At 38.4% G+C, this 12,710-nt stretch carries 10 protein-coding genes; 4 read left to right on the forward strand and 6 right to left on the reverse strand.

Going from position 1 to position 12,710, the window contains the following annotated elements; genetic code table 11:
- Positions 1-14: 14 nt before the first annotated feature.
- The 3 genes from JO40_RS10350 to JO40_RS10360 form a co-directional block, all read right to left on the reverse strand.
- Positions 15-521 (reverse strand): OmpA family protein, encoded by a 507-nt coding sequence (locus JO40_RS10350; RefSeq protein ID WP_044979269.1) that lies wholly within the window; start codon positions 519-521, stop codon positions 15-17.
- 94 nt (positions 522-615) lie between these two features.
- Positions 616-1,956: a replicative DNA helicase gene (gene dnaB, locus JO40_RS10355; RefSeq protein WP_044979270.1), complete on the reverse strand. Its 1,341-nt coding sequence runs from the start codon at positions 1,954-1,956 to the stop codon at positions 616-618.
- A gap of 64 nt (positions 1,957-2,020) precedes the next feature.
- Positions 2,021-2,449, reverse strand: a complete 429-nt coding sequence (locus JO40_RS10360) for a DUF2141 domain-containing protein (protein WP_044979271.1) — start codon at positions 2,447-2,449, stop codon at positions 2,021-2,023.
- A 150-nt stretch (positions 2,450-2,599) separates the two neighbouring features.
- Here JO40_RS10360 and JO40_RS10365 point away from each other — a divergent pair, with 150 nt between their 5' ends.
- From JO40_RS10365 to JO40_RS10380, 4 genes are all read left to right on the forward strand, one after another.
- Positions 2,600-4,402: an alanine--tRNA ligase gene (locus tag JO40_RS10365; protein WP_044979272.1), complete on the forward strand. Its 1,803-nt coding sequence runs from the start codon at positions 2,600-2,602 to the stop codon at positions 4,400-4,402.
- Between the two features lie 125 nt (positions 4,403-4,527).
- Positions 4,528-5,604, forward strand: a complete 1,077-nt coding sequence (locus tag JO40_RS10370; protein WP_044979801.1) for an MOSP complex formation periplasmic protein, TDE1658 family — start codon at positions 4,528-4,530, stop codon at positions 5,602-5,604.
- A 13-nt stretch (positions 5,605-5,617) separates the two neighbouring features.
- Positions 5,618-6,037 carry a transcription antitermination factor NusB gene (nusB, locus tag JO40_RS10375; RefSeq protein WP_044979273.1) on the forward strand — a complete coding sequence of 140 codons (420 nt, stop codon included), beginning with the start codon at positions 5,618-5,620 and terminating at the stop codon, positions 6,035-6,037.
- Between the two features lie 9 nt (positions 6,038-6,046).
- Positions 6,047-7,708, forward strand: a complete 1,662-nt coding sequence (locus JO40_RS10380) for a tetratricopeptide repeat protein (RefSeq protein WP_044979274.1) — start codon at positions 6,047-6,049, stop codon at positions 7,706-7,708.
- Positions 7,709-7,728: 20 nt separating this feature from the next.
- On the opposite strand, the gene JO40_RS10385 is transcribed toward JO40_RS10380, so the two are convergent.
- The 3 genes from JO40_RS10385 to JO40_RS10395 all read right to left on the reverse strand — a co-directional run bounded on the left by JO40_RS10385 (position 7,729) and on the right by JO40_RS10395 (position 12,615).
- A complete protein-coding gene (locus JO40_RS10385; RefSeq protein ID WP_044979275.1) occupies positions 7,729-8,256 on the reverse strand; it encodes a putative signal transducing protein in 528 nt (175 codons plus the stop codon).
- Between the two features lie 154 nt (positions 8,257-8,410).
- Complete coding sequence (locus JO40_RS10390) at positions 8,411-10,948, reverse strand: helicase-related protein (RefSeq protein WP_044979276.1); 2,538 nt, start codon at positions 10,946-10,948, stop codon at positions 8,411-8,413.
- A gap of 47 nt (positions 10,949-10,995) precedes the next feature.
- Entirely contained in the window at positions 10,996-12,615 is a 1,620-nt protein-coding gene (locus tag JO40_RS10395) for an ATP-binding protein (RefSeq protein ID WP_044979278.1), read from the reverse strand.
- Positions 12,616-12,710: the final 95 nt, after the last annotated feature.

A 12,710-nucleotide genomic window follows, 5' to 3' on the forward strand; every position in this document is an offset into this window, starting at 1 on the left:
TAATCTCATAGTGTTTATTTAACACTGTGAATTTCTACTCTGCGGTTCTTAAAACGGTCAGTAATTTCCGAGTGCGTACTTGCAGGTTCGCGAGCTCCCTTACCTTCGACAGTTATACCGTTCGCATCAAATAGTCCCATTGTTTGAAAATAGTTTGCAACAGCAATAGCACGCTGTAAGGCAATACGATCTTCGTCCTTTTGCGAGTCAAGTTTTGCACTATGACCTGAAATAAAGATTTTCTTTACCCCTCGGGCTTTAAGATCATCCGCTATTTCTTTTAGTTTTTGTGCAGTAAACTGATCGATTTGATAGGCTTGCGGTGCAAAATATATAACATACGATGCATCATCGGATATAACTTTTTGTTCCGCTTTCTTATCAGGTTCTTCCTTTACTGATTCTTGTTGTTGAATTTTTTCCATTTCATCCGGTTTTTCTTCTTTTTGCTTAGGAGCAGATTTACAGGAAAATAGAAAAGCAACAACAAACAGCAAAAGTAATAGTCTTACTTTTTTCAAAGAAACCTCCTTAAAATAATAATCTTAGGTATATTATCCGATTTTTTCCGTTAATAGTCAAGGTGCTTTTATAATTTTAAGTGAATTTAGTAAATCATTTTTCTTTGGCTTCCGTAACAAATGTTGTGTATTGCGGCAAAAATAAAAGAGAAACCGTCCCTATGGGGCCGTTCCTTTGTTTTGCTAAAATAAGCTCGGTAGGGATAGGTTTTGCTTCATCTTCGCTTGTTTCGACTCTTTCACGGTGTAAAAACATAACGACATCCGCATCCTGTTCAAGAGAACCTGACTCTCTTATATCGGCAAGGCCGGGTTTTTTCCCTTCAGCATCTCTTGTCAGCTGAGATAGGGCTACTACCGGAATATTCAGCTCTCTTGCAAGGCTTTTTAGAGATCTGGAAATTTCGGCAATCTGTTCATGACGTTGTTGTATAGAAGCATTTTCGCCCGTTATAAGCGTAATGTAGTCTATGAAGATAATTCTGACATTATACGGAGGACTGCAAAGCTGGCGGGCTATAGCCCTTAAATCCAAAAGCTTCATATTAGGCATATCTACAAGATAAAAGGGCGCTTCATATAAGGCACCGCAGGTTTCCGAAACCTTGGTAAAATCCCGTGCTGTGAGGTTTGCAGACCTTATTCTATTGGAATTTATTTTGGAACGGGAGGCTATCAAGCGTTGTACCAGCTGCATATCCGACATTTCAAGGGAAAAAAAGGCTGTGGGGATTTTTTCATCAATAGCGATGTGAGCTGCCATGGTCATTGCAAGGGCTGTTTTTCCTACGGAAGGACGGGCTCCTATGATAATGAACTCTGAATTCTGAAAGCCGTAGGTCATATTGTCTAAATTAGCGAAGCCTGATGGAACTCCAGTATATTCTCCCTTGCGTTCATGCATTTTCTCTAAAACTTCCAGTGTCGGCATTATAACTTCTGCAAGGGATTTAAAAGTAGCCGAATTTCCTGCTTCGGTTAGATCAAAAATGCTCTTTTGTGCTTCTTCCAAGACTGTTCGGCTTGATATGCTGTCATCAAAGACATCTGCAGAAATTTTATTTGAAACCTTCAGTAAGTTTCTTCTTATTGCGGCTTCCAATACCATCTTTGCATAGAATTCAAAATTGGCAGAGCTGGGAACCTCATCCGTCAAAGATGCTATGTATCCTGCCCCTCCGACAGAATCCAATTCATTTGTAGAGCGGAGATAGTCTGTCAATATTAAAATATCTGCCTTTTGGGAGCGTGTGTCTAATTCAGCAATAGCGTTATATATCTTCTGGTGTTGGGGAGAATAAAAAGCCCCTGCATCTAAGATCGGCCTTACAAAGGTAAAGACATCAGGATCGATCAAAATAGCTCCCAGAACAGCCTTTTCAGCTTCTATATTGTTAGGCGGAATCTTGTTTTTTAAATTTTTTACACTATCCATACATCCCTCTCAAGAGAGGGCATTTTAACAGATAGTAAGATTAAAATCTAGCCTAAAGAAGCCGTTAAATTTTAAAAAGTTTAATATCTATGCTTTTATCTTCTTTAATTTCTATTTTTAGCTTGTTGAATCCTCCGGGCCTTCCGCCCTTATGGTTGCCGTATCCTACAGGTTCCTTAGGCATACCTAAAAAGTTTCTATCCAGTTTATCGTTTCCGTTAAGGTCTTGATAAACAAAAAAAACATATTCTCCCTGCGGAAGTTTTTCCGTTATTCTCATTTCCTTAGCGTCTACTTGAATGCTGACCGTCTTTAAAGGCTCTTTTTTCTTAAAAGATTGTGCATCTTGATAGATACTCAAGAATAGCTTTCCTTCGATAGTTTCGATGTTGGTAATATTAAGAGTAACCTCAAATTCGGGCTTTGTTTCTTCCGAATATAGACCTGTAAAAACCGTCAAAAGAATCGTAGAAATAAAAATAATTTTTTTCATCATGTTCTCCCGTAACCTTATTCGGCATTGCCGTAAAGAATCTTTACCATGATTAAAAAATAGGTTTATGTTTGCAAATTTTCTGTAACTTGTTAAATTTTATATTAACATTCTTGACAATTTCTTTTTTATTCCTTAAAATACTTCACTATGAATAAAAATATTACGATTGATGAACTGCGTTCAAAATATATAGATTTTTTTAAGAGCAAGGGTCATGTAGAAATTTCGGGGAGGTCTCTTATCCCTGAAAATGATCCAACTGTTTTATTTACAACTGCCGGTATGCATCCTCTTGTCCCATATTTGATGGGAGAACCTCATCCTGCGGGAACCCGTTTAACCGATGTGCAAAAATGTGTTCGCACGGGCGATATAGATGATGTCGGGGATGCTTCTCACTTGACTTTTTTTGAAATGCTTGGAAATTGGTCTTTAGGAGATTATTTTAAAAAAGAGTCAATCGCCTATAGCTTCGAATTTTTAACGGACGAAAAATATTTAGGGATTCCTATAGAAAAGCTTTCCTTTACGGTCTTTGAAGGAAATGAAGATGCTCCCCGTGATGAAGAATCGGCTTCTATTTGGGAAAGTTTGGGCGTTTCCAAGGATAGAATTTTCTTTTTACCAAAAGAAGATAACTGGTGGGGCCCTGCCGGTGAAACAGGCCCATGCGGTCCCGATACGGAAATTTTTATAGATACGGGAAAACCTGCCTGCGGTTCAAATTGCCGCCCCGGCTGTAACTGCGGCAAATATGTAGAGATATGGAACAATGTTTTTATGCAATACAATAAAAACAAAGACGGCTCTTATTCTCCATTAAAAAGAAAATGCGTAGATACGGGAATGGGAGTCGAGCGAACAGTCGCCATGCTTCAAGGAAAACCTTCCGTCTATAATACCGAAGCCTTTACCTCAATTATAAAATCTATCGAAGACATAAGCGGCGTAAAATACGGTGATAACGAAAAAACCGATATATCTATCAGAATTATTGCCGACCATATCAGAACGGCCTGCTTTATCTTAGGAGACCCTAAAACTACGCTTCCGTCAAATATAGGGGCAGGCTATGTTTTAAGAAGGCTTATCAGGCGGGCGGTAAGGCACGGCAAAAAACTCGGCATAGACGGCAACTTTTTATCCGTTCCTGCTTCTGCTGTCATTGCTCAAAATGCAGGCTTTTATACCGAACTAAAAGAAAACGAAACCCTAATTTTAACGGAACTTAAGGCCGAAGAGGATAAATTCCTTGAAACCTTAAAAAAAGGCGAGGCAGAATTCGAAAAAATGCTTCCGAACCTTTTAAAAAATCCTAAAAAGATTATTCCGGGAAGAATGGCCTTTAAACTCTATGATACCTACGGCTTTCCTATAGAACTAACGGAAGAACTTGCCTCCGAATCCGGTTTAACCGTAAATAGAGAAGAATTCGATGAAGCTTTTAAAAAGCATCAGGAGCTATCAAGGGCAGGAAGCGAACAGGTATTTAAGGGCGGGCTTGCCGATCATTCCGAACAGACAACGGCCTATCATACGGCTACCCACCTGTTGCACAAGGCTTTAAGAATAGTTCTAGGCGATCATGTTCATCAAAAGGGCTCGAATATAACAGCTGAAAGGCTCCGTTTCGATTTTTCGCATCCTGAGCCCATGACAGAGGCCGAAAAAAAAGAGGTTGAAAGGCTTGTAAATGAGGCTATTAAGGCCGATTTGCCTGTAACTATGGAAGTTATGCCGTTGGAAGAGGCAAAAAAAATAGGTGCTATGGCTCTTTTTGGCGAAAAATATGAAGATATTGTTAAAGTATACAAAATAGGAGATTTTTCAATAGAAGTATGCGGAGGTCCTCATGTTGAAAGAACCGGTTCTTTAGGCCGTTTTTCTATTAAAAAAGAACAGTCTTCTTCTTCTGGGGTTAGGCGTATAAGGGCTGTACTTGAACATTAAATGTAACCTATAGCAAGGCAAGTTAAATGTAACTTATTGCCGTAGAATTTGTTAATATGGCAAAGTTCGGCTTTGCCTTCTTTGAAAATATAATCCGTGTTTACGACGGAATAGACGAGGGAAAAATGAAAAAGAAAGTATTTATTGTAGTTATGTTGGTTGGGTTTTTAGGGCTTTTGACTGCCCAAAATGATTTACAGGTAATTGCGCAGGTAAACCTGTCAAAAAAGGAACCTATCACTCTGGGGCAGCTTAAAAAGCTTGTAAAATTTGCCGAATCTCAAGGCGGAAATGTAGCTACAAATAGCGATAAAAAACTTGTTTTGGAAAGCTTGATGAGAACCAAGCTTTTAGTTCAAGCTGCCGAAAAAGAAAATATCAAGGTTACGAATTCTCAAGTAGATGCAGCTTTTAATGAAGCCCTTTCCTCAATAGTAAAATATCCTATAACAGAGAGTGAATTCACAAAGCTGATCAAGCAACAAGAAAATATTTCTCTTGATGAGTTTATAAAAAAGCTGACGGGTAATAATGTAGAAGAAATAAAAAAGATTATAAAAGACAACTTGATAATCCAAAATTATATAACTTCAAAAAATCAAGCAGAAATTGTAAGAATGGCAACTCCTACCGATGCTCAAATACGTGCATATTATGAAATGAAAAAGGGCGAATTAGTGCGTCCAGATATGGTGAAAATGCTTTTTGTTGCCGTTAAAAAAGAAGGCAAAGACAAGGAAGAAATTGATAAAATTAATGAATTATATAACAAGGTAAAAAAGAATATAAAAGAGATTGCTAACATCAAAAAGAATGCCGAATCGGGTAATTATGTTGCTCAAGAAGGCTACATACCTAAAACAGCAGAGGGAGCTCAGTTTTTAAATGCGTCTACGGAAGCCTTAATGGAAATTTTTTCAAAAGATGTAAACTATATATTCGATATTCAAGAGAGGGCCGATAGCAGGCAGTTTTTTGTTATAACCGAAAAACTTGATGCGAAAATTTTGACTTTAAGTGATGTCCCTGATCCATCTTCTACGGTTACTCTTTATGATCAGATAAAAAGCCTCCTATCTCAAGGACTGGCCTTAAATGCAGTTCAATCGATTATTCAAGATACATATACACGTTTGCGCACCGATGATAATTGTAAAATCTTAAAAACGGATGCGGAGCTTGATAAACTTCTTACGTGGTAATAAATAGGTTCTGATGAGTATAGGCAGAAGAAGAGGACGGATTCTCGCTTTTCAAGCTCTTGTTGCTTGGGATATGGGGGGGACCGTCCTCGATGATTTATTGACATTTTCTTGGCAGCAAAACGAGAAAATAGAGTCAGGGCTTGAATCTGATAAATATATTTTTCCTAGAATGATGATTTTAGGAACAATCGAAAATATAACCGAAATTGACAGGGTAATTCAGGAAAATCTGGATAACTGGGTTATAGATCGGCTTAATTCCGTCGATAAGGCTATTTTAAGATTGAGCGTTTATTCCCTTCTTTATCAAAAAGATACCCCTTCGCCGATTGTAATAGATGAAGCTATAAATTTAGCAAAAGATTTTGGAACCGATGATTCTTATAAATTTGTAAATGCGGTACTTGACAGTATTAAAAATAAGTCTTAAAATTTGAGAATGCAGCGGCAAAAGATTGTTTTTTTTCTTTTTATAGTTTTTTTATTTTTTTCTTGTTCGGGCAAAACTAATGAGCAAGCTTTTTTTGAAGAACTTTCCAATATTGATGTTCAAATAGCGGAAGGCCGTCAGGCTAAGGCTTTGAAGAGTTTAAAACGCCTGCAAAAAAAGGCCGTAAATTCTACAAATTATATAAGTATTGTCAAACGGCAATTAAAACTTAATTCCGTTCCAGATGCCTTAATTTCTCTTCAAACAGGTATAAAAAATTTCCCTGACGCTGTAGAGCTTCCGGCATTATTAACTTCTATTCTTATTGATTCAGATAAGCCGGCTGAAGCCTTGCCTTATTGTGAAAAATTAAAAAATACGCCTTATGCTTCCTTGGGGGCCGAAGCCTCAATTTTGTCGGATATTGCATTGAATGCTTTTAATTCCGATTTTAGTCTTTTAAAAGCGGCTTATGATAAAACAAAAAATCAAGTTTTTTTAAAAAATGCGGCCATTGTTTTGGCTGCTAAAGGGCGTTTAAGGGAAGCTTCATCCTTACGCTATGATATTCCTCAAGATACCGCTCCCGAACATCCTTTTTTTTGGAGCTGTATTGTTTATGACCTCGGTGTTTTCGATTCTATTTTTGGTGATTTGTATTTTTCTCTTGTTTATGCGGATAAGGACGGCGGTGAGGGTAAAACGGCTGAAAATGCCCGTCTTCACTTGATGCTTGCGGCCGATGCAGCCTTCGGTCAAGGTGATACGGAAAGGGCTAGGGCTTTTTGGCAGGCTGCTGCCGACAGAAGTCCCGAAGCCTCTCCCATAGTATTTTATGATTTGGCTCTGACCGCTCCTGACGAAAAAGAGCGTGTAGACCTTTTAATAGAATGTATAGATTTATATCCTAACTTTTACCCTGTGATTGCCCGTTATGTAAGGGAAGATATTGCCTTACGTGAGTTAAATTCGCAAGATGAACTTACAGCCTATCTTGAATCTAAGGGGTTTTATTCAATGAAGATGGAGGAAACATATTTTACTTCTCCTAAAATGACTTATGCTCCTAAAGAGCTTTTAAAAAGAGCAATGGAAATTCCTGATTTTGATTCTAGGTTTATTTTGGAAGAATTTAGATACAATCAAATAATGGATAAATCCTATGCTTCCAAAGCAAGGGGCAAGGCCGATATGTGGACGATTCTTGAAAAATACGGCAAGGAACCCATTATCAGAGAATATGCAAAATGGTATTTTGCTCAATCGGGAGATTTTAATGCTTGTCTTAGCATTAGTGCAATAGGCAAAAGATATGAAGATTCTTTTTATGAAGGTATAAATTCGGCCTTAAGCGGGGACTTTGAAAGTGCTATTTATTCTTTTGCTGCTTCTGCACAAGTTCCTGCCTATGCTTATGCTTCTACGGTAAATTCCGCCTATATGTATTATATGTCCGGTAAAACCGAAGATGCTGTAAATGCCTACAGCCTTGCCGCATCAATGACTCAGGATAAAAAAAGACAAAGTATGCTGCACTATGAGATTGCCTCAATCTTTTATGAAAGAAAGGCTTATGATAGGGCTATAAGTGTTTTAGGCTATGCTTTGGAATTAAATCCGAAAAACTATCAGGCGGCATCCCTCTTAAAAAAATTAAAAGAGCTTAATTAATCGTTTTTGAGTTAAAAAGCTTAATCTTCTTCAAGTTTAAAAATCACTATCCCTGAGGTTTCATGTTTATCGGGTATAAAACTTGATGCAAATAAAACGGTAATTACAGCTCCCATCTTATCAGCCATACCTGAAACCTTTCCGGATAAACGCTTATTTTCGGCATATTCTTTTACAATTTTAAACGCATCATCGTAATCTTCACGAAGAATATAAAAATCGGTATGGTTAAAGCCGGTAACGCCGTATCCTACAAGAACCGAAGCTACATGTTCGTTTTCAACACGGTATGGAATATGTTCACTTTGAAATAATGATTTTATCATCATTAAGTCTTCTTGATAGAACAAGTGCATAAATTTGACGGCCTTTTTTCCCGATTGGACAGCTTCAAAAAAAGCATCTTCCATTTCAACTACATCATCTAAGGCTTCATCTTCTGCAGCAGTTCCGTCATTCAATTTCACCCCTTCCGAATTTTCTTTCCACGACTTTTTTAAAAATAAAAACACAAAAATACCGCTCAAAACAGCAACTAACCACCACATAAGCACTCCAATAATGCGACGTTTGCCGAAAGGCAAACTCGGCAGATAAACAGCGAGGCAGAATTCCTGCCGAACTGTTTATCGAGCCTCCAATAATTTTTTTTCAAAGGATCACGGTTACCGCTAAAAAACAACAAGTTTTTTAGTACTGACCTTAAATCATCTTATTCATTTTTCCGTAGATATTGCGGACTATTATTTTTTGGTCTTCGTTAAAATTTTCTCCTGCAAGGTCAATCAAGCTTTGAAGGGATACAAGGCTTTCGTGTAAGGCCGTATGAAAACCTCTTGAGGTTTTAAACCAAAAATGTCCTGTACCGTCACAAAAGAGGGTTATAAAACCCAGCTGCTTTGTAGTCTTTTTTGCTATTGTAGTTCTAAATAAGAGGTTTAAGGAATTTACAAGGGCTTCCAAATCTTCTTCAATAAAATAATTTTTATTTCTGTCAAGGCGCTTTTCATCTTCGGTTTTTTCTATCTGTTCGATATTAAAATTATTTACCACATTTAAAATCAAATCCATCTTTTCGCCCGATAGGAGCTCGTTTTTTTGGATTTCTATTTTTCCTCTTAAGCCCTTTAATTGCTCCAAGGCTCCGTTTTGATTTTCTTCACTATATTTTTTGCGGAGAGCCTCGGCCGTAAGTTTAAATTCTTTCCAAGGAAGAATGAGATGCTTTTTGCCCTTTATTTTTTTGATAAGATAACGTGTTCCTTCGATCAGAACGCTTTCTTCTTCCGGCCTTTTCTTTTCTTCTTTTTGTTCTGCCCTGTGTTCGTCTTTTTCTTTCTTTGCTCTTTTATCCTTTCTTTCTAAAAGGGCAGGGGCAACCTCTTCAATTATCTTTTTTGAAAGAGGAGAAACCGACATGGCATACATACGCGAAGTTCTGACTATTTCGCCTGCAACTATAAACTGTTCTTTTTCTTTGTACATGCAGGAGCCGGGGTGGATAAAAATCTTTTCTGTTGTAAGGGAGCGGTAAGAGTCCCTTCCCTGAGCCGAGCACACAAACTGAATCATTCCCTTGGCTATTGCTGTAAGATAGTGTTCCATCTTTCCGCCCGAAAGAATCGGTACTCCCATATCCGAAACTATGAGTTCAAGCTGTTCTTTTATGTTGGCTATTTCGGCCATTACACGGTCATCAAGATAGTGAATTTTACAAAACTTTTCTTTATCAAGGGCTTGAGAGTACATTCTAAAAACCTTTAAAAAGGATGCAAAGTCTCCTAGCGGTTCATCAAAAAGGGCATGAGCCTTGCGGGCTTCAATTTCTTCTCCTTCAGGGAAGATGACGGGGCTCCGTGCCGATAAAAAGGCTGCAGCGATTAAAACTTCTTCTACAAGGTCGGGGTATCTTGTAATTGCCTCAACTATGATTCGGGATTGTCTTGGAGCTAAAGGAAAAAGACACATCATCTTTCCTATGCTGCTTAAAGAGCGGTCGCTTTCTAGGGCATCAAGCATGTTTAGGGTGTCGATGGCCCCTATTATTCCTTTTTTACCCGGAGGCGAAATAAAATCGAAATTTTCAAAGTCGAGAATTCCCAGTTCCGCCATTCTCATGACTACTTCGGATAAGTCCGTACGGTAAATTTCTTCGAGGGTATAAAGCTGTCTTGTTTCAAAATCTTTGCGTGTGTAAAGGCGGTAGCATACGCCTTCTTGAGTTCTTCCGGCTCTTCCTCTTCTTTGATTACACGAGGCCTTCGATATGAGGGTTTCATCCAAACTTGAGGTAAAGGTAAATGGATTATAAAAGTTAAGTTTTGCAAGCCCCGAGTCTATAACGGCTGCAATGTCGTTTATAGTTATGGAGGTTTCCGCTATGTTTGTCGATATAACAATCTTCTTTTTTCCGAAAGGAGGGGAGGTAAAAACCCTTTCTTGTTCTTCCTTACTTAAGCGTCCGTAGAGGGGTAGGATAAAAAGTTTTCTGTACCACGGTTCTTTTGAAAGCCTTTCAATGCAGCCCTTGATAGCTCTTTCCCCCGGAAGAAAAACCAGAATGGCACCGCTCCGTCCCTCGCTTAAAATGCGGCCTACAATCGAGGCTATCTTGTCCATCAAGGCTGTTTCCGCTTCTTGGGTATCGGTAGAAGCCTTAACTAAAGGGGGGTCAAAGATAAGGGTAACGGGATAGGTGACTGCATCTATTTTGATTACGGGGCATCCGTCAAAGTACATTGAAAATAAATCGGTATTTATTGTGGCCGACGAAATTATAACCTTAAAGTCTTTGCGTTCCGTTATTATCCGTTTTAAAAGGCCTAAGATAAAGTCTATATTTAAACTCCGCTCATGAGCTTCATCTACCAAAATTACGGAGTACTTACTAAGCCAAGGATCAAGTTTAAGTTCCTGTAGTAGAATGCCGTCTGTCATTATTTTTATTTTCGTATCGCTTGAAGTCTTATCCTCAAACCTCATCTTATATCCGACAAGACCGGGCATGGGCTCTTTAAGCTGTTTTGAAATAAATTCGCTCACCGAAAGGGCTGCAATACGCCTCGGCTGGGTAACTCCTATCATACCGGAACGGCTGTAGCCTGCTTCATGTAAAATAACCGGCAGCTGGGTGGTCTTGCCTGAGCCTGTCGGACTTTCTACAACGATCACCTGATTGTGCTCAAGCATTTCCAATATTCTGTCTTTTTGTTCGTATACCGGTAGATTTTTATATTTCATATTTTTTTATTATACTCTATTTTTTATGAGGCTTCAAGTATGGGGATTTAGGGTAACTCACAAACCTCCCATGTATCGGCGGTATCCTCATCAATATCGTCGGCAAAAACCGCACCTATTAGGACTATCTTTTTTCCGCTCGTCTTGTATGGTTCTGCATAGCCTTTTTCTTTTATCTGTTGGACAGCTTCTTTAGGTGTGCCGGAACCCATCAGCTTAAACTCGAAGATGTAGATTGTATAATCTGTGTGAACCACGCAATCGGCTCTGCCTTTTGAGCTTACTACTTCGGTTTGAACAAACTGTCCCATCAGGCTAAAGATTATGTAAAAGGCTATCTGATAATCCCTTTCCCTCATCTTTATATTTTCCTTTGAGGCAAGGCTGTAAGGAAGGCCTGCACAGGCCGTGTACATTCTTTTCATAAAAGAATCCAGCTTCTTATCCCGCAAATCTCTTATAAAATTCCCTATAAATAAGCCGCTTGCATCTTTTGCGATTGAAGTATAGGCCGGCACAAGATTATCTAAAAAACCGTACTTTACCTCGTCATTCGGGAAACCTAATTTGTAAAGCTGAAATTCCTTGTCATAATCTTTTATAGTTAAATAACCTGATTGAAAAAGAATGGGAACAGGGTTATTCATATCGGGGCGGTAATCCTGTAAGGAGTTTTCGCTCATTTCGGCATTTTCTAAAATATCGCGGATACATATTCCTTTTTGATGTTGTAAGGTTCTGACCAAAAAGGTAGGTGTTCCTGTTGCAAACCAAAAGCTGCGGAATACCTTTCCTGCGAAGACATTTAAAAGACTGAACGGGTTATACACATTTATAGAGCTTTCAGAAAAATGATAGCCGTCATATTTTTGTTTTAGTTTTTTGAGGGTTGCGGTTTCAGAAAGCCTCTGCTCCTTGCCAAGTTCAATTATTTCAGGCCTAAAAACTTTTTCCATTTCTTTTTGAGTAATACCGCAGACCGCATCGTATTCTGGCAGCATACTTATGTCCCGCAAATTGTTTAAATCGCTGAAGATGCTGACCTTGCTAAATTTAGTAACACCCGTTAAAAAGGCAAAGCGGATATACTCATCACAAGCTTTGATAACTCCGTAAAAGCCCTTTAAGATACGGCGGTATTCTTCGTTTAAAGGCTCATTTATAATCATAGTTTCAAGGAGGGGCTTATCGTATTCATCGACAAGGATAACAACCTGCTTGCCTGTTGTTTCGTAAATTTTTTTTATTAGGTTTTTAAAGCGGTCAGGGATATCAAGACCGGTGCTTTTGTAGATTTCTTCATATTCGTTAAAAAATGAAAGAAAACGGTTTAAAAGACCATCACTTGTATCATAAATTCCCCCATTAAAATCCAAATGGAGAACGGGATATTTAATCCAAGCTTCGCGGCCCTCAAGTTCTGCCTGTTTTTGCTCGGCATCTTCGATATAGAGCCCTTTAAAAAGCTCTTTTTTACCTAAAAAATAAGCCTTTAAGGTAGAAAGAAAAAGACTCTTTCCAAAGCGGCGCGGACGGCTTAAAAAAAACACTTTATTTTCTGCAGCCAATTTACTTACATATTCGGTTTTATCTACATAAATAAAATTCTTTACTCTTAAGTCTTCAAAACTTTGAACGCCTATAGGCAACTTACGGATATCTGACATCTTCTACCTCCTGGAATTGATTCATTATAGCTTATTTTTTATGGGGCTTCAAGTATGGGGATTTTATATTAACATGTTAGCCGCAATCGTTTTTC

The sequence above is a fragment of the Treponema putidum genome, from assembly GCF_000755145.1.
Lineage (GTDB): Bacteria > Spirochaetota > Spirochaetia > Treponematales > Treponemataceae > Treponema_B > Treponema_B putidum.